The 17,657-nt window shown below is 49.2% G+C and carries 14 protein-coding genes; 2 read left to right on the forward strand and 12 right to left on the reverse strand.

Annotation, left to right across the window (positions count from 1 at the left end):
• Window positions 1–28: 28 nt before the first annotated feature.
• From WDY75_RS16950 to WDY75_RS16965, 4 genes are read right to left on the reverse strand one after another with little or no spacing between them, the layout of a single operon-like run.
• Window positions 29–760: an ABC transporter ATP-binding protein gene (locus WDY75_RS16950; RefSeq protein ID WP_006210806.1), complete on the reverse strand. Its 732-nt coding sequence runs from the start codon at window positions 758–760 to the stop codon at window positions 29–31.
• A complete protein-coding gene (locus WDY75_RS16955; protein WP_063479477.1) occupies window positions 757–1,578 on the reverse strand; it encodes an ABC transporter permease in 822 nt (273 codons plus the stop codon). The genes WDY75_RS16950 and WDY75_RS16955 overlap by 4 nt, the downstream gene beginning before the upstream one ends.
• Complete coding sequence (locus WDY75_RS16960; RefSeq protein ID WP_231888068.1) at window positions 1,568–2,146, reverse strand: nitrous oxide reductase accessory protein NosL; 579 nt, start codon at window positions 2,144–2,146, stop codon at window positions 1,568–1,570. The genes WDY75_RS16955 and WDY75_RS16960 overlap by 11 nt, the downstream gene beginning before the upstream one ends.
• Window positions 2,143–3,522, reverse strand: a complete 1,380-nt coding sequence (locus WDY75_RS16965; protein WP_063479475.1) for a nitrous oxide reductase family maturation protein NosD — start codon at window positions 3,520–3,522, stop codon at window positions 2,143–2,145. Before WDY75_RS16965 ends, WDY75_RS16960 begins: the two co-directional genes overlap by 4 nt.
• Window positions 3,523–3,832: 310 nt before the next feature.
• Between WDY75_RS16965 and WDY75_RS16970 the strand changes: the two genes are divergently transcribed.
• Window positions 3,833–4,675 carry a hypothetical protein gene (locus WDY75_RS16970; RefSeq protein WP_063479474.1) on the forward strand — a complete coding sequence of 281 codons (843 nt, stop codon included), beginning with the start codon at window positions 3,833–3,835 and terminating at the stop codon, window positions 4,673–4,675.
• Window positions 4,676–4,769: 94 nt separating this feature from the next.
• On the opposite strand, the gene WDY75_RS16975 is transcribed toward WDY75_RS16970, so the two are convergent.
• The 6 genes from WDY75_RS16975 to WDY75_RS17000 form a co-directional block, all read right to left on the reverse strand.
• Window positions 4,770–6,632: an ABC transporter ATP-binding protein gene (locus WDY75_RS16975; protein WP_063479473.1), complete on the reverse strand. Its 1,863-nt coding sequence runs from the start codon at window positions 6,630–6,632 to the stop codon at window positions 4,770–4,772.
• On the reverse strand, window positions 6,629–8,416 hold the full coding sequence (locus WDY75_RS16980; protein WP_063479472.1) for an ABC transporter ATP-binding protein: 1,788 nt from the start codon (window positions 8,414–8,416) through the stop codon (window positions 6,629–6,631). The genes WDY75_RS16975 and WDY75_RS16980 overlap by 4 nt, the downstream gene beginning before the upstream one ends.
• Window positions 8,417–8,860: 444 nt before the next feature.
• Window positions 8,861–11,752, reverse strand: a complete 2,892-nt coding sequence (locus WDY75_RS16985; protein WP_063479821.1) for a discoidin domain-containing protein — start codon at window positions 11,750–11,752, stop codon at window positions 8,861–8,863.
• A 395-nt stretch (window positions 11,753–12,147) separates the two neighbouring features.
• Entirely contained in the window at window positions 12,148–12,393 is a 246-nt protein-coding gene (locus tag WDY75_RS16990; RefSeq protein ID WP_006210815.1) for a hypothetical protein, read from the reverse strand.
• A 181-nt stretch (window positions 12,394–12,574) separates the two neighbouring features.
• The gene (locus tag WDY75_RS16995) at window positions 12,575–13,057 is read right to left on the reverse strand and encodes a tetratricopeptide repeat protein (RefSeq protein WP_006210816.1); all 483 of its coding nucleotides are present in this window, start codon (window positions 13,055–13,057) and stop codon (window positions 12,575–12,577) included.
• Window positions 13,058–13,313: 256 nt separating this feature from the next.
• On the reverse strand, window positions 13,314–15,551 hold the full coding sequence (locus tag WDY75_RS17000; protein WP_063479471.1) for an MMPL family transporter: 2,238 nt from the start codon (window positions 15,549–15,551) through the stop codon (window positions 13,314–13,316).
• A gap of 169 nt (window positions 15,552–15,720) precedes the next feature.
• Here WDY75_RS17000 and WDY75_RS17005 point away from each other — a divergent pair, with 169 nt between their 5' ends.
• Window positions 15,721–16,344, forward strand: coding sequence for a TetR/AcrR family transcriptional regulator (locus WDY75_RS17005; protein WP_006210818.1), 624 nt, complete (start codon window positions 15,721–15,723; stop codon window positions 16,342–16,344).
• A 74-nt stretch (window positions 16,345–16,418) separates the two neighbouring features.
• Here WDY75_RS17005 and WDY75_RS17010 read toward each other — a convergent pair whose 3' ends face one another.
• Window positions 16,419–17,054: a nitroreductase family protein gene (locus WDY75_RS17010; RefSeq protein ID WP_006210819.1), complete on the reverse strand. Its 636-nt coding sequence runs from the start codon at window positions 17,052–17,054 to the stop codon at window positions 16,419–16,421.
• A gap of 115 nt (window positions 17,055–17,169) precedes the next feature.
• The gene (locus WDY75_RS17015; RefSeq protein WP_036639384.1) at window positions 17,170–17,628 is read right to left on the reverse strand and encodes an RrF2 family transcriptional regulator; all 459 of its coding nucleotides are present in this window, start codon (window positions 17,626–17,628) and stop codon (window positions 17,170–17,172) included.
• Window positions 17,629–17,657 lie beyond the last annotated feature (29 nt).

Genomic DNA, 17,657 nt, shown 5'->3' on the forward strand with positions numbered 1-17,657 from the left:
CAGGTCAACTGTCACTTACGGCTCTTACTCATCTGGGACCATCGGCTATACCGAATAAATAATCGAATGCTTTCTCCATGCCTGATGAACCCAACTGCTGCCGAATATCTTCACCGGACCCTTCGAAACGAATCGCGCCTTCCTTGAGAAATAATATTCGATCTGCCAAAGCCTCCGCGATGTGGAGCTGGTGTGTTGAGAACAACACCGTCTGACCTCGGTACGCCGCTTCGCGAACCATTTCCACAAAGCTTTGCATCCAATAGGGATCCATACCGTTCGTGGGCTCATCCATGATGATAAGAGGGGACTGCCCCAACAATACTTGCGCAAACAAAACGCGCTGCCGCATCCCCTTGGAGAAGGAGGAGACCGTTTTGTTTCCGGTATGCTCCAATCCGACCCGGGCAAGCATATCATCGCCGTGCTTTGCCGTCAGTCCCTTAAGTTTAGCCCAGAAGGCCATCGTCTCCCTTGCCGTCAGTCCAGGACTGAATCTGTAATCGTCAGGCATATAACCGATAAGTTCCGCATATCCTCTGCGGTTCTCCTTCCAGCTCCAATCCCCTACCCGGATGTCCCCGCGGGTGGGCTGGATGATTCCGGCCAGCATCCGGAGAATCGTACTCTTGCCGGCGCCGTTTCCTCCCAGGAGAGCCACAACCTGTCCCCTTGGAATCTTCAGGTTTAGCTGGTTGACGATGATCTGACCCTTGATCGTTTTGCCTACATCGGTCATTTGTACAAATGTTTCACTCATCGCGCTCTCCCCCTCTCCCACAGCCAGTGAGTCAAACCGGTTGATGCCCCTACCCAGACCAGAATGGCTATGATATAACCCGCCGAACCCATCGGCTGCCGAATCCATCGGACCCAATCGTAATACTGCGGTCCGAGAACGGAGCCGCCGCCTAGTTTCACCACAGCAAATACCCGCGACAATTCTGCAGGATTAAACAAGGTAAGCACAGAAATGCTGGGTTTTATCCAACCGTAAGGCATCATGCCAAGCACCGCAATAAGCAGAGGTGACCATGCGATAATGGCGAAAAACCATACCGCAACAGCAACGGTCAATGCTTGCCAGCGATTGACAGCCACGGTGCCGATCAGAAAGGATACCGCCAGAAACATAAGCGCCAGACTGATCGAAAAGCCATATAACAGAATGTAAGTATGTGCGTCCAGACCTCTGCCCGTGATCCACCCCATAACGGCCGACAGGCCAAAGCCGAAGGAAACAAGAACAAACAGAACGACAGCAAGCCCCGCAAACTTCCCTAATATAAAAGACAACGTGCGGAGCGGATAAGACGATAGAAGCTCCCAGCTTCCGTCCTCCTTATCGCCTGTCAGGGAGAACGCGCCCAGCATCAACGTCATCAGCGGAAGCAGGTACAATATCAAATTCAGCATGGTACCCGTTATGCTGGAGTATCCCTCCACATAGCCGCCGTTATTAATAAGCAGCAAACATAACATAAACAATCCAAACAGTCCCATGAATGAATAGGACCACGGATTGCGAAACCCCATCTTCATTTCTCTGACGGCAATATGCACCGCATCATTTACCATGATGTTCTTCTTCCTTGTGGGTCTCTTCCGCATCAGCTGTTTCTTCAGTGTGGGAATGGTCATGTGATCCCATATCCATCATGTCTCGGTTGACTTCCCAGGAATGGTCCTCCAATTGTTCGGCTGTCATGAGTTTGCCTGTGCCTTGTTCCTTCATGAACGCCTCGGCCTCCGTTTTTTGTTCAAACGATACCAGACCGTATGCCATCGGTGTTTTGATGGAGGCATCATAAACGTAATAGGCTTTTTCGTATTTGAGCCATTGGCTGCTGTTATAATCCCTGACAAACGTAGCGCCTACCGCATCGGTACCATTTTGCGTGATCCATTCATTCATGCAGCCAATATCATCAAATTTTAGCGACTGACCGTCAGTCGTGATGATTTGAGTCGCAAATACGTCATCTTTTATCGCCATGTTACAAATAACGCAGCGATCGGTTTCTTCATTAATAGCCTGCGGTTTATAGTCCTTGCTCCCACAAGCGGTCATCAGCCAAACGGCCAATATACACAGCGCAGTTAGCGAAACCCGGTACGATTTGGAACTTCTTGTCCATTTCATCATTCTCTTCTCCTTGCCCATTGTAAAATAGATAACGTTAAGATCAATAAAGCTGCTCCGATAAGTCCGCTTGCGGTAGACGAAGCTTTTTGGCCGGAAGTTTGATCAGAGGTCAACGGAACCATGAGCGGTTCCTCATCGGTGGTCCAGGTATTCTGGTCAGCCTGGTACAGCCCTTCCAGAAATACCATGCTCGGTGATTGGAAGAAAAGCTGGAATGCCGGTCGTTCTTTAATAAGCCCCTGAAAAAAAGGATTGATCGCATACGCAATGTTGCTGATGCCGTCGCCGTCCGTGTCAATCCCTTGGAACGAGTCCCAATAATTACGATCAAGTGAATTGTTGGCGCTGTCCTGGGCCAATGTTTCGGTAACATTCCCGGACAGGGTATTGCCCGTGATGAGGTTGTCCCGTGCACCCAAGAGCTGAATGCCGATAAAATTATTCGCAATCTCATTATTCTCCATCCGATTGTTCTCGGATTGTTCCAGATACAGACCCACCCGGTTTCCAATCACCTTATTGTCCTTAAATAGAGAGTCCTGTACCTGAAAGATCAGGATTCCTTGCGAGTTTACGTTCTCGCTTTGTTTTCTGAACACGTTCCCGGTTAACTCTACCTCACGGCTCGCCATGATCATCGCCCCGGTATAATTGAAATTCCCTTGGTTATTCTGAATAACGGCTCCTTTTGAATACATGCTGTGAATCCCGTAACGGGAATGTTCAATCACATTAAAGGTCAGTCGATTGTCATCACTATTCTCCATATAGATCCCATCATGCACTCGCTGAATCGTATTATCGCGAATGATGTTCCGATGCGAATTATACAAGTCGATCCCGTTTCCCTTATCAAACAGCTTCACGGCCCGGCCTGCCGCCGAGCCACTCCACTGAATGATATTGCTCCTGAATTGCCCATCATTCGCATCCTCGAGGACTATGCCTTGTGATGCTGTCTGAATATTCATGTTCTCCACAACGGTGCGGTCCCCTGTTATGAGAAGCGCAGGGATTTTAGATGGAGACTCGTTAATGATCTGAATACCCGAAATTTCCACATCATCTGCTGCAATATGTATGACTGACCTCGTGTTAGGGTTGGCGTTTACGATGGATACGCTTCCTTCCGTCTCCGCTTCCAGCGTAATCTTCTTCGATAGTATTAATGACCCTTCATAAACCCCGGATGGAACCCGGATGCGCTCCCCTGGGTGCGCCTGATCTATCAGGGCTTGCAGCTCGCCGGTGCTCGAAGTTGTATTGGCCAGTTCTGCTTCGGCAGTTGAGACAGAGATGATTGCCTGTCCTATCAAGACGGCTGCAACCATTGTGAAACAGAGGATTGCGGTTTTATTTCGCCTTCTTGTCAACATATCGCATCGACACCATGAACTGGACGAATTCCAAAGACCATCACTCATTTCCCTCCCTGCTCGTATTGGAATGAACTGATTATATCAATGGAATTGAATTTGTCCTATGACCATATCGAGCTATATGCTAACGAAATCGTCTCTGATTTATGGACAGATTTTTCACAATTATAGGGTCATCTTCAGCCCTGAGATATTCCCTCACAGTGCTATGCACTGTAATAACCTATTTACAATCGGAGTACATATCGCTTATAAAGAGGTAAAGGTATCCATTCATTCCATTTCTGATGAAGGGGGCTGCCGTTGCATGGAGCAAAAAATTGCAGTGATCATTATACACGGATTGGGAACACAGAAAAAAGATTATGCGGATAAATTTATGCAGAAATTAAAAGAAACCTTCTCTCGAACATCCGGAATTCCGCATGATCAATTGGCAATAGAAGCCGTGCATTGGGCCGATGTTTTTGCGTCTCGTGAAGATGAGTTAATCCGCAGCAGCATAAAGCCTTATCGTTTGCGTTATCAGCAGCTCCGGCAGTACGTCATTCATAATCTGGCGGATGCGGTAGCTTATCAGCCCGTGGAATCCGAAGACCAGAACTACGAAGCCGTCCATCGGACCATCAGTGAAGGCCTCCACAGACTAACCTTATCCGCCGGTCCCCATGCTCCGTTATGTGTCATCTCGCATAGCCTGGGGAGCGTGATCGCAAGCAATTTCTTCTATGATCTGCAATTCTCCTCCCGCGGACACCGTCTGGTCATTGACCCGAAATCTCCCTTGGAGCGAGGCGAACTGCTGACGTTGTTCTACACTCTGGGTACTACCTTGCCCCTGTGGAGCATGCGCTACCGTGACTTTGACAGACCGATCGAGGTTCCTTCCGAGCAGTTGAAGAACTACCATCACCAGCTTCTCGGCGAATGGGTTAATTTCTATGATGCAGACGATATCCTCGCATACCCCCTCAAAAACGTAAATGAAGAATATGATCGCACCGTGCGTAAAGATGTGGCCGTTAATGTTGGAAACTGGTTGACAAGCTGGAATCCGCTCGCTCACAGCGGTTATTTCTACAGCAAACCGATACTGGAATATATCGCCTCTAATTTAGAAGCTACTTGGCGTGGAATCAATCAACTTTAACAAGATAAATAAGCAATGCCGCAAAGACGAAAGGTCTTTGCGGCATTGCTATGATGCGTGACAATGAACGCTACCCGTTATGAGCTTGCTTTTCTCACCCTGTTTCTTCACCGTACCACAGCTGACGGAAGCTCTCGCTTGAACGCAGCAGCTGCTCTGCTGTACCTTCAGCTTCGATTACTCCACCATTTAATACTATGATATGGTCGGCATGATGAAGAGCCGCCTTCCGATGAGACACAACAAGACATGTCGCGCCGTCTCGATCGCGGAAGAGCCGCTCCCATAACTTCCGCTCTGTCTCCACATCGAGTGCGCTGGACAAGTCATCGAACACATACAACTGTGCGTCCCGCACCAGCATTCTGGCGGCAGCAGTCCGCTGCGCCTGACCGCCGGACAGCTTCACCCCGCGCGGACCGACCATCGTCTCCAGACCATATTCCAGATGCTTCATATCATCTTCCATAACGGCTGCATAAAGCGCGCGATCCAGGCTTCCTGGCTGTTCGGATATTCCAAGCAGGATGTTGTTGCGCAGTTTGTCGCTATACAGCCTGGGTATCTGAGCGGTGTAAGCACTTTGAGGTGGAATGAAGAAATCCGCTGGCTCTGCCACCTTCTCGCCGTTCCACCGAATTTCGCCGGCTTCCGCCGGCAGCAAGCCCAGCAGTGTGCGAACCAGTGTCGTTTTGCCGCTGCCAATCATCCCCGTAACAACGGTAAAGGAACCGCGTTTCAGCGTGAAGTCAATGTCCGAGATGCCGCGTCCGGTTTCAGGATATTGATAGGAGAGTCCCCGTACTTCCAATATCGAGAGGGGAGGTGCCTGAATATAAGTTCTCTCCACTCCGTCTTCAGCCATGGAGATGGCTGAATTCTCCATCATCCCCACAGCCTCTGGATCCCGTTCAGCCACACGACTTCCGGTTTCTTCGCCATGGCTCCTGCGTTTGCCCTTAACTCGACCGATACCGATATAGTTGGCTGCTGTAAGCAGTGACGCAGGCGCCCCTTGCAGCATCGTTTTAATCCGCTGAAAGCTGACCGCCATCTGTTTGTAATAGGTCATGAAGTTGCCTACGTTGGATATGAGCTGAGTAACAAAAGTTAAATAATATACAAAGAGAGACAGGTCACCGACCGTAAAATCGCCATTCCGCATCTTGAAGCTGGCAAGGACAAGAATCAGCCCTGTACCCAAATTGACAGAGTTGGTGAATATGGAGGACAAGGTTTCCGTTAACAGCTTATCCTTAACCATCGATTGACGCCGTTTCTCACTAAGGCTTACGAACCGGTCGACTACGCGTTTCTCGGCGCCAGCCACCTGAATGGCCTGGACATTGGCAAACATTTCACTGATCGCCCCGGTTACCTTAGCCGTTGATTCCCGGCTTGCCGCCCTGTATTTCTGAATGCGTGCCGTTGCGATTTGTGCTGCGGTTACCACCAGAATTAACGGGACAAATACGAGAATCGTAAGCTGCAGATCAATGGAGATGAGAATCCAGCTGGCAACCATAACAAAACCGATCAGTCCCAGAGTATCCACCGACCAGCTGGTGGCTTCTTCGGCCTGATCAACATCATCTCGGAAATTGCTGATTGCTTCCCCGGGGGAACATGGAATTGCCCGTGCTCCCGGTTCTTTCATAACATGGGACAGCATATTGCGGCGCAGCAAGGTGCTGATACGGAACCGAAAATGCACGTCTGTCATAAATCCGCCGTAGATAAGTGCGATCCGGGCTAAAGCTGCACCAATCAGAAGCACCGCAATCGCCCAGACTCCGTAAGGGAAAGTATATGTACCCTCCAGATGATCGAAGAAGGCCTTGGTCAGCAGTCCGGGAACCAGCGGTGCCATATGAATGAGGGACCATGCCAGCAGGTTCAAAAGATATAGACCGGGGCGGTAAAGAATCAGCCGCCAGAAAAAATGTCTTGTTTTCATGCCAGCACCTCCTCCATTCCAACGGCAAGCATGCGGCTAAACCGCGACTGCGGATCTGAAGCAAGCTCATCCCGGCGTCCGCTCTCAAGCGTTCTTCCATTCTCCAGAATGAGAATGCGGTCGGCACGTTGGACGGTAGCCAGACGATGTGCAATGATGATGCACGTCTTCTCCTGCAGCAAACGCGTAATGGCTGCTTCAATCCGGTATTCGGTTAACGGATCGAGTCGCGATGATGCCTCATCAAGGATAACGAGGCCTGGATCCGTCAGGAACACGCGTGCGAATGCCAGCAGCTGGGCCTCGCCTGCAGACAGGCTGCCACCGCCTGAGGCGAGGTTCGTATCTAATCCATTCGGAAGGGAGGCATACCAATCCCCGAGACCGAGTTCTTCCAGAACGGACACGATATCGCTGTCAGCGATTCCCTCATCAAACAAAGTCAGATTGTCACGGACCGTCCCTTCAAGAATCTCAATATTTTGCGTGACCATGGCAACTTTTCGACGCAATTCATGCAGCTTGCAGCCCCGGATATCCATTCCTGCAAGCTCGATGCTCCCCTCCTGGGGATCATAGAATCGCAGCAGCAGGCGTGCAATCGTTGTTTTACCGCTGCCTGTACGCCCTAACAATCCTAACGTCTGCCCAGGCTCCAGACGCAGCTGCAGATCTTCAAGCGTCGCTTTCCCACCTTCTTCATACGCAAACTTCAGATTGCGGAATTCCACTGACAACGGACCAGACGGAAGCTGAGCTCCCGGGCCGTCTTTAATCAGTGATTCGGTCGCGAGCAGTTCCCGGACCCGCATCAAACTGGCATCTGCCTTTTGCAGATCCTCCAGCTGGGTACGGATCTTCTCAATCGGCTTCGCAAGGAGTTCCGTGTAATAGAAGACAAGATAAATGGAACCGATCGTCAAGCCGCTCTGCCCATTCTTCCACAGAATGAAGCACACAATAAAAGCGGCGGCATTTCCGAGCGCAAACACCAATATCGTTGTACTCCACATCAGAAAAAATCCAATGAACGCCCGAACACGAACCGGCAGCATACGTCTGGCCATCTCATAGAATCGGTTCATGACATATCCTGCGGCTCCATTGGCACGCGTATCCTCCGTACCTTCGAGGTGCTCTCCAATGAATCCATAGAAGTCCGCATTCAGCTCGCGCCACCGCTTCCATACCGGTATGGCAAACTGCCGTATCCGTTGAATAACGTAGATGCTTCCGATAACAAACACCGTCATCACAAATCCGATCCAGAAGTTCTCCCGGTACAAAAGTGCCAATATCCCGATCATGAGGATCAGATTGCCGAACAAATGGATAATGAAACTGGAGAAAAAATTAGCAAGTGCGTTGACGTCGCCGTCCACCCGCTCGATTAACGAGCCTGACGTTTGCGTTTTGTGAAAACTCATATCCAAAGAGAGACAATGCTCCGCCAATTCAGCACGCAGCTTGTTGGTTGTCGTCCAGCCCAGGTTCTCGCTGTAGTAGGCCGCCGCAATGGATACGCCTTGCTGAAGCAATGAAAATACGATAAAAAAACCGGCCGCGTAATAAAGGGAGGCCATGCTGCCCTCTCCTTGTGCCGTATCGATAAAATACCGGATGATCTGCGGATTAATCAGCTGCAGTCCAATGGAAAATAACAGCAGCCCCGTTAAAGCTGCCAGCAGCCTTTTGTGAGGGAATACATATCGGACAAGCATGTCCCGGTAGACACCAACACCCGCGGTCCTTCGCTTGCTTTTTAACATTTGATTGCTTTGCATTCGTTCATAATCCCTCCCGCTTCGAGTAACACGTCGTAGGAAGCTGCTTCACAGCTATCCCGTTCAAACTATTCGGATTACACAGCGACAGAAGATTGAATAAGATCATGCCATTACCTTCCGTAATCCATCAGGAACATCGCTATGCTGCCTTTTCTAATAGCTGGTTCATTTCCGATCCCTATCGTTCATTCCCCCGCCCCCATCACTTGAAGTCAACGTTTAAACAACCCTATTGATAATAATAAGCTTACTGGGAAGATATGACAAGAACGTGGGTTCCCGTTTTTCAAAAAAATCACAGCAATTTTGAATTCATCTAATTAATATTTAATTATATAAATTAAATTGCAATTGAAAGCCCCCCTCCCCCAGCCTTTATCCAATCATATAAAAAAGCCCTGGCTCCGAATGGCGGAACCAGGACTGCTGACGCTTTAATTGCTATTGGAATACATTGAACTCGCGAACCGACCACCAGTTTGATGCGGTGCCCGTCTGTACAACTTTGATGTAGCGTGCATTTTGACTCGCAAAATTCACCGTAATCACAGGTCCGTTTCCGCTGCCGCTGGAAACTGCATTTCCCCAACTCGTTCCGTCATTGGATACATAGACTTCATAACCGCGGGCATAATCCTCATCGCTGCCCGTGGAATCCATCACAATCTTGCTAAAGCTCTTCGCGCTTTTCATATCAACGACAAAGTATTGGCCCGGCGCCATGGCTGCACCCGTGCTCCAGCGTGTCGACATATTGCCATCCAGGAGGTTAGCCGGTATATCTCCACTGGAAGGTGTAGACGCTGCGGTCCAAGTGGTACGGTCAAGCGCAGCGCCTCCCCCCGTATTCTCCGAACCGTACACATTCAACTCGGTAATCGACCACCAGCTGGAGGCCGTACCGGTCTGTACTATCTTAATATACCGTGCATTTTGATTCGCAAAATTCACCGTAATCACAGGTCCGTTTCCGCTACCGCTGGAAACCGCATTGCCCCAATTCGTGCCGTCATTGGATACATAGACTTCATACCCACGGGCATAATCCTCATTGCTGCCCGTGGAATCCATCACGATTTTGCCAAAGCTTTTTGCGGCCTTCATATCCATGACAATGTATTGTCCAGGTGCCATCGCAGCTCCAGTGCTCCAGCGTGTGGACATATTGCCATCGAGCATATACTCAGGCACATCCCCGCTCGCTGGAGAGGAGATGACGATCCAGCCGCTTCGGTTCAGCGGCAAGCTGCCACCGCCACTGTCTGGAGCCGTTACGGCTGTTACCGTGCTGCTGTAACCCGATAGATTGCCTGCTGCGTCCTTAGCCCTTACAGCATATTGATATGTCGTTGCGGCAGCTAATCCGTTATCGGCGTAAGAGGTTTGTGCTGCGCTGCCAACCAGGACTCCATTACGGTAAATGTCATACCCGGTTACACCCACATTATCCGTCGCAGCGGTCCAGCTCAGATTGATTTGGCTGCTGCTGACAGCCGCTGCCGCTAAGTTCCCGGGTACCGTTGGCGCTGTTGTATCACCGGAACCGCTGCCAGCGTATTCGACTACCGTTTGCCGCATGGCTTCAGCAGGAGAGTTCGCATACACTTTTCCGCCTGTATTATTAATGACATGCGTGATTTCACTGCCTGGTACTCCGTTAAGCCAGATGGTGGTGGCATGGTGAATTTTGACGCCGGGCACATTCGGCACTTCAATGGCGCTTTGAAGTTTCACAGCGGCGTCTCTGAAATACGAGTACACGCCAAGCCCCCACGCTTCATGGCTGGTGACGTGATCAGCCACCTTATACGAGGCAAACCCGTTAACGCTTCCGTTCTTGCTCATCCAAGAGGGTTGGTTAGGAACATCGTAAGGGATTTCCGACTGATAGAAATATAGTCGACCCCCGTTTCCGTTCCATACCGTCTGATATTCGTTATGGTGTTCGTTAAACAGTCCGTACAACGTCACGTTGTTGCCGTTAACGACAAGACCATTCTTGGACACATTGGTGTTCCAGGCTGCCCCGGCACCGTGGTCTGCACGCCAGATCCAGAAGTGATCGCCAATCACGTTGTGGCTGTTGATGACAATGCCCTTATCGTATTTCCCGCTAGTGGCTCCTCCAGTTCTTACTGTAATATCATGGAGCGATGTCGGATTAGCAGCATGCAATCCCGAGCTTCCATTCGGGCCAATTTCGAGCATGACGGGAGATTCCTGAGGCCCTGCATCAAGGACCAGACCCGCTATTTTTACACCGTCCACGTCCGCAACCGACATCGCCGCTTTTCCATTGTCCGGGATGAGCGTAGGGAGTCCAATCCCCAGTACAACCGTGTTCGGGTTATTGACCCGAATCGTATCGTTCAGATGATAATTTCCCGGTGTAAACAGCAGATGTTTGCCTTGGCTTAACGCACTGTTAATGCTGGCTGCTGTTGCTGTTCCAGGCTGCGCAATATAGAATTGATCGATGGATATCGATTGGCCCGGTGTCGAACCATTCGCCCAGCTGACCCCTTTGCTGTTAGTTTGAAGCGATGGAACAAACACCTGATACTGTCCGGCCTGATTAACGTAGAGGTATGGTTTCTCGCGAATTACCGGCGTTCTGTCAACCACGGTATACGGAGGATCAGGAAATTGCCCGGTCGGTGTATTGTTGCTGCCCACGAACACCATATTCCAGACTCCATTGTTCCAGTTGGCCCACTGACTGTTCCGCGAGAACCATTGCTGCTGGGAGGCGGGTACCACAATGCCGTCAACCATGGAATCTGCCAAGAATCCCCCGCTGGCCCAGCCTGCATTCCAATTGTTATCAAAATCAAACAGATCCAGCTCGCCCTTAATGTGGAGACGCCGCAGGGGAGCTGCCTGAGAGACCGCAATTTGCGTTTTGCCACTAGATGGGGTAATGCTCAGATTCTCGATGGCACGCCAGAAGTTACGCGTTGCATTCCCGTTGTCCCAGTCCGCATTGACATTCAATCCCCCGGTAATATTAACGTCCGATGGATTCTGTCCCAAACCGGCTACATGCGTATAAAATCCGACATTAAAATTAACGTTATACGATCCCGGCTTAAACAGGAAAGCGTACCGGTTGCTGCTGAACTCATTCGATTCCATCTGACTGAACACGGTGTTTGTGATATTGTTTATTTCGGCGACAGGAGTTGAAGGATCAAATACATATACATTCGGTCCAAAAATACTTGAATTCGCAGCGGTTACTTCGACATCTGCCGCTTCCGTGGCGGCGGGGTTCACTGAATATAAACCGAGTACGATAGCCAGAATGGATATCGATGAAACGAACCGTTTCATGTTCAAGATTTGCTACCTCCTTGTTTGTCCTTAAAATATTCCTGATTCCCACGGTGTCTTTAACAGCTAGCTGTTATATTCTTAATCACAGGCTCCTCTCCAAGGTAAGCGCTTGCATAACGGGCGTTCGTTTCACCTTCTTTCTCTGAGGTACTTCCACCAGACACTCATTGTTTACGTATTTCTCTACGTCGTCCATGAGAATGTCCCCCCAGTGCATTTGAAACAATTATCGGGCCAAATAACATTTTATGGAATGTATTGATTTTTAGATGTGAGGTATTATTTTTATGATCATGATCCGGAACTGCACAGCAACGTGTCAAAAAGACCAGCCCCTTACATCGGGACTGGTCTTCATAAAGGTTACGTATTGGGACGCAAGGCGAACTTACTTATGTCTCTGCTACGATTTTTAAGAATTGATCAATCATTTCTGTTGTAATCTGTTGGTCTTCATGCGATTGGGCTGTTGAATTCTTATTCACGGATTGAATGGCCACGTTGGGTCTGACTGCGCTTGAAGCCATGCCGGATTGGGCTTGTCCGTCCTGGACATGATCATTGCTGGCAAGCATCATCATCAGGAAAGCACTTCCCAGCCCAATAGACCACATATTCATTTTATTCTTCTTGTTCATCTGCGTTGCTCCTTCCATCACTCTTAGTGACATACTTAGTATAAGGTCCGAACCTTAGCGAGAGATGAAGACAACCTAAAAACAAATTAATTTTAAAGACGGCAATGATGATTTATCCGTCAAACCAACCCACCCAAACAATTAGTTTACATAATATAATTTATGTTTCTTTTGCAAAAATTTATTCCCAAACTTGATTTAGTTTGTCGGAATAGAAGACAATAGCTCTCTGGTAACGATGGATTCCCTCATCGCTGCTCGTTTCGCCAAGCTCCTTCAGCAGAAACTCCATCGCTTTATCGTATTGACCGAGATTATGTAATGTCATGGCATAAAATACGTTAAACTCCCTCGCCTGAGGGTAATCCTGCCTTCCCCGTTCAAAAATCTCCTTGGATTTATTGTACAAGCCTAGTGTACGGTAAGTACTTCCAAGACCAAGCAAAGCGCCGCGCCGCTCGGGATCTTTCAACCCGGAAGAAATCGCCTTCTCATAATAAGGTACTGCTTCACCTTCGAGCCCCATTAGATCATGTACCCAGGCCAGTTGATACAGAATGTCGGGATCTTCGGGCGATTGCTCCAGCAGACCCAGAAGAATTTGCTTGGCTTCCTCCGACTTGCCTGCTGACCGAAGCTCGATTGCCGTTTGTATCGTCGACATAGGTCACATCCCTCTCGATTCCTTTTTCAAAACATTCTCTTCCTTATCTTACCAGCGCTCCTCCGTACAAGTCAAAACAGAAGACAGCCACCCTCGATTCCCTAGTCCATCCTAAGAAATAGAGGTGGCTGCCTACTGAATTGTTGTATTTATCTAATCGTCACGGCACAAATCTGTTCGAATACTAACGGCTAATCCCTTCGCTTCTACTTGACCAGACAGAAGTTGCATTCCTATACGATGCGCTGCATCTAACTTATGCGTTGTTCTCGACTTGCAGTGGTTGTTTCTCTTCTGTTGCCATGTGAGATTTACTTGGCCAGAACGCCCACTTGCCCAATAGCGTTGTTATTGCAGGCACCAGGAATGGTCTGACGATAAACGTATCCAGCATGACTCCGATTGCCGTGATAATCCCAAACTGCACCAATACCTGAATCGGAAGAGTTGCCAATACGGCAAACGTTCCTGCCAGGATTAATCCGGCTGATGTAATCACCGAGCTGGTCTCGCCAACGCCTTCCTTAATCGCTTGCTTCAGCGGCATCTGCTTCCTCTTTTGCCATATGCTTGAGATCATAAATATGTTGTAATCCTCCCCCAGAGCAACCAGGAATACGAAGGAGTACAGCGGTATCGCTCCCTGGATGGCTTCCGCTCCGAGGCCGTAGTGAATAATGATCCAGCCAAGGCCCAGTGCCGAGAAGTACGATAAAATTACGGTGGCTATCAGATACACAGTCGCAACAACGGATCTCAAGTAGACCAGCAGCAGCAATGTGATCAGTCCAATGACAACCGGAATAATCAATTTGGCATCATGTTCTCCCGCAATTTCCGTGTCATACTGCGTAGCCGTTTGACCACTAATCCACACCGCTTCACCGGGGTTTGAAACGCCTGCCTCCCGAAGAGAAGCTTCTGCGACTTCACGCAAATCCGGAATATGCTGCATCGCTTCCATAGAGTATGGATTCATGGCAAGCTCAATGTCATAACCGATAATGTTGTTATTCTCCGCACCGTTCTGCGGTTCCGACACCCGATCCACGTATTCGAGTGACTGCAGCCGTTCCCCCAAATCCAAAGTTTGCCCGTTGCTGTTAACCATCAATCGAACGGGTGCAAGCTCTCCTTCCGAGAATTGTTCCCCCATGATGGCGAAGCCCTCACGCGAAGGAACATCTTCCGGGAAAGACGAGAGCAGATCATAGGTAAACTTGATATGGGATGAGAATGTCGCAAGCCCGCCAAGTAATACCAATGCAACCAAAACAACGGTCCATGGTTTCGTTGTCACCACGCGACCGATCCAGCTCTCCTTCTCTTTATGCGGAGCTTTGACGGGTTTTCCTTTTTTCTGAGCGTGTTCGGCTTGCATCTCCGGGGTTCTCGGGATGAACGGATAAAACGATCCTCTGCCGAAAATGGCCAATAATGCCGGAACCAATGTCAGACTGGCTATGAACATAATTAGAATCGATAAGCTGAAGGGTACGGCAAAACGCTGATAGGCCCCGTACTGGGCCAGAAGAAGTGCAAACAGCGAGAGCACCACCGTGAAGCCGCTCATGGCAATGGCGCCCGATGAACTTGTAATTGCCTGGAACAAGGCTTTGCGTTTATCAGGTTCATGCCATAACAGCTGACGGAATCGTGAGATCAGGAACAGGCAGTAATCCGTCCCCGCCCCAAAGAGCAGCACCGTCATAATCGCAATGGATTGGGAATCCACTGTTATCACTCCTTGATCGGCCATAAAGCCGAGGATCGGGCTTGTTACCATATAAGCAAAACCAACTGCGACCAGCGGGATCAAGGAGAGTATTGGTGAACGGTAAATGAGCAGCAGTAATATAAGAACCAGCAGCACGGTAGCGATCATCAGTGACACGTCTGCGTCTGCAAACAATCCCGTTGCATCGATGGAGATTCCAACAGGCCCTGTTATTCGTGCACTGATTCCGTCCCCGCTCTGAATAGGTGCCTGAAACGGATTGCTGCCAAGCAGCTGTTCCGTCCGGAGCTCGAGCTCTCCCGTCCCTTCCTTGAGCTGATCCGTTTCCTGATCCTCATCAAACAACACCGGCATTACCAGTGTGCTCTGATCCTCTGACAGCTGCGCGGTCAACGCTTGCGGCGGAAGTTTATGAAAGGGAACAACGAAGCTCTGATAAGGCAGCGGGTCTGACTCAAGACTCGCTGTCAGCTCTTGGAGCTGGGCCAGATCGCCTTCATTCAAGCCATTCTCCTTGTGCCATACGATTAACGCCGGAATTCCCCCATTGCTGGGAAATTCTTGATCTGCAATCGCCTCTGCCATTACGGAAGGGACAGTCTCCTTCAGATTGGCTGCATGGTTTTCCTCTTTATCTCCTACAGCAGGCCATAACAAATTCAAAGCCAATGCGATGAGCACCCATACCAAGAGCGTGACCCATTTGCTTCTCTTTCCAGCAACCCATTTCCCATAGCTCGGTCCTGTTCCGTGCATATGTAGATCCTCTCCAATCGGTGTTATTCCTCATACATATCATGATTCTCTCTTAATAAATCTGGGAACATAACAGCGCAAAATTAATTATATATACCGGAAGGTTAATTATCAATATTTATTTTGAAAAAGCACTCCGCATGTCTTACACTATAGACAGGAGGTCATCATGACAAAAATACGCAACCCCCGAAATCCCGGACGTCCCAAAGCTGCTGCCGATCAGGCGCCAGTCCAGGATACTATTCTTTGGACTGCCTCCAAGCTATTTATGGAGAACGGGTACGAGTCCGTATCCTTGCAACAAATCGCGAAGGCTTGCCAAGTGACCAAGGCTTCCATCTATTATCATTTCACAAGTAAACCTGAGCTGTTTAAAATAGCGGTAACCACGATCCTTAATAAAGCATATGCTTCAACACGCAGGTTCCTGGATGAAGCGGATACCCTGGAATCCGGATTAATCCGGGTGGCTGAAGCGAAGATTGCAAAGCCCCACGCTGAGATGGAGACCATGATGCGGGAAGCAGAACCCTTCTTATCCAAGGAGCAAATGGCTGCAATCCGTGAAGCAGAACAGCGTATTCATGAGGTTCTCTCTGAGCGCTTCAATCAAGCGATGCTCGCCGGTGAACTTCGGAAAGGCAACACAATGCTGATGGCGCAGGCTTTCTCAGCTATGCTGATGCTCGGTAATCGCGAAGATACCCGCAGCGGTTATGCTGGCCCCCGTGAGATGGCTATTGAGATTGTGGATTTGTTCATGCATGGAGCCGTGAAACTTTCCCATTGATTCTTCACTTTTCAGGCCATACACAAAAAAGAAGGAGATCATCATGATGATCCCCTTCTTTTTTGTATAACGATTTATATTTCATTCCAGAAAGCAACGTCTTCGAGCGGCAGTCTTACCGTCGGCCGTCCCGGAGCGGCTGCTTTTCCGATTGCAATCAACATCACACTGCGGTAGTGGGAAGGAATATGGAACTCTTCCACAAATTTGACTTTGTTATATCCGCCCATCGGCACGGTGTCATACCCTCTGGAGCGTGCACTCAGCATTAGCTGCATGGAAATCAGTCCCGCATCCACGTCGATAATGCTTTCTTTCACGTCATTATCCATACCGGCGTAGATATTCTCCGCTGCATAGATAAAGCGCTGCTTCACCTCTTCGGTCATATAACCTGCTTCTTCAGACATTGAATAGATTTTCTCGCCCTTCTCATACCATTTCAAGTCTCCCAAAACAGCAATGACTGCGGACGCTTGAAGTACATGCTCCTGATTGTTGGCAATCGGGTGCAGCTTCTTCAACAGCTCAGCATCATCAATCACCAGAAAGCGCCAAGGCTGCAGGTTGCTTGAAGAAGGTGCCAATGTAGCATCCTTCAGAATCGCTTCCATCTCTTCTCTCGGAATTTTCACCGACGGATCGTATTGACGAACAGAATGACGTTCCTGAATTACAGTTTGGAAATCAGGTTTGGTTACAGTAGACATGGTTTATTCCCTCCACATTTTATATTGTGCATTTTTCTGCACAGTTTATATCGCGAGTTAACTGTGTTGTTTAATGCACAGTATATAGCAGACATAAATTCGTTGTCAACACATTTTATATCGTCTGTTCTACCATGTCGGCAATGGTACGGGATTCCAATATTTTCAGCGTGCTTTCCTCAATCTCGGATAAAATTCCGGCAAAGGACTCCCTGATTTCCGCTGCAAAGCAATGCCCGGTCGTGGCATCCAGCATGCCGTCGCTTATGGAGTTATGAACCTGGAGTATCGAATATACTTCAGCCAGTGTGATATCGCTGGCATTCTTCTTCAGGCGGTAACCGCCGTCCCTGCCTTCACGCGACTCAATCATATCAGCATGGGCGAGTGTTTTCAGAATACGACGAATCAAGGTGGATTCCAAGTGCAAATACGAAGCAATATCACCGCTTGAGCATTTGCCGGAGTGACGTTCGAGAGCTACCAATGCTTGTACTGCGAGACTGAATGTTTTGAAGGTGGACGGGCAGGCCGTTGCAGGTTTCTTGGAGGCCGCTTCTTTATGGATGCTCATGTTCCTCCCCCTCGTTAAGAATTAGCTGT

The sequence above is a fragment of the Paenibacillus glucanolyticus genome, from assembly GCF_037333485.1.
GTDB classification, from domain to species: domain Bacteria; phylum Bacillota; class Bacilli; order Paenibacillales; family Paenibacillaceae; genus Paenibacillus_AQ; species Paenibacillus_AQ glucanolyticus.

Excerpts from the sequence above, each read along its gene's own strand:
- WDY75_RS16985 (WP_063479821.1), bottom strand. The coding sequence starts at position 11,752 with ATGAAACGGTTCGTTTCATCGATATCCATTCTGGCTATCGTACTCGGT.
- WDY75_RS16960 (WP_231888068.1), bottom strand. The coding sequence starts at position 2,146 with ATGATGAAATGGACAAGAAGTTCCAAATCGTACCGGGTTTCGCTAACT.
- WDY75_RS16990 (WP_006210815.1), bottom strand. The coding sequence starts at position 12,393 with ATGAACAAGAAGAATAAAATGAATATGTGGTCTATTGGGCTGGGAAGT.
- WDY75_RS16995 (WP_006210816.1), bottom strand. The coding sequence starts at position 13,057 with ATGTCGACGATACAAACGGCAATCGAGCTTCGGTCAGCAGGCAAGTCG.
- WDY75_RS16950 (WP_006210806.1), bottom strand. The coding sequence starts at position 760 with ATGAGTGAAACATTTGTACAAATGACCGATGTAGGCAAAACGATCAAG.
- WDY75_RS17000 (WP_063479471.1), bottom strand. The coding sequence starts at position 15,551 with ATGCACGGAACAGGACCGAGCTATGGGAAATGGGTTGCTGGAAAGAGA.
- WDY75_RS16980 (WP_063479472.1), bottom strand. The coding sequence starts at position 8,416 with ATGCAAAGCAATCAAATGTTAAAAAGCAAGCGAAGGACCGCGGGTGTT.
- WDY75_RS16975 (WP_063479473.1), bottom strand. The coding sequence starts at position 6,632 with ATGAAAACAAGACATTTTTTCTGGCGGCTGATTCTTTACCGCCCCGGT.
- WDY75_RS17010 (WP_006210819.1), bottom strand. The coding sequence starts at position 17,054 with ATGTCTACTGTAACCAAACCTGATTTCCAAACTGTAATTCAGGAACGT.
- WDY75_RS16955 (WP_063479477.1), bottom strand. The coding sequence starts at position 1,578 with ATGGTAAATGATGCGGTGCATATTGCCGTCAGAGAAATGAAGATGGGG.
- WDY75_RS17015 (WP_036639384.1), bottom strand. The coding sequence starts at position 17,628 with ATGAGCATCCATAAAGAAGCGGCCTCCAAGAAACCTGCAACGGCCTGC.
- WDY75_RS17005 (WP_006210818.1), top strand. The coding sequence starts at position 15,721 with ATGACAAAAATACGCAACCCCCGAAATCCCGGACGTCCCAAAGCTGCT.
- WDY75_RS16965 (WP_063479475.1), bottom strand. The coding sequence starts at position 3,522 with ATGTTGACAAGAAGGCGAAATAAAACCGCAATCCTCTGTTTCACAATG.
- WDY75_RS16970 (WP_063479474.1), top strand. The coding sequence starts at position 3,833 with ATGGAGCAAAAAATTGCAGTGATCATTATACACGGATTGGGAACACAG.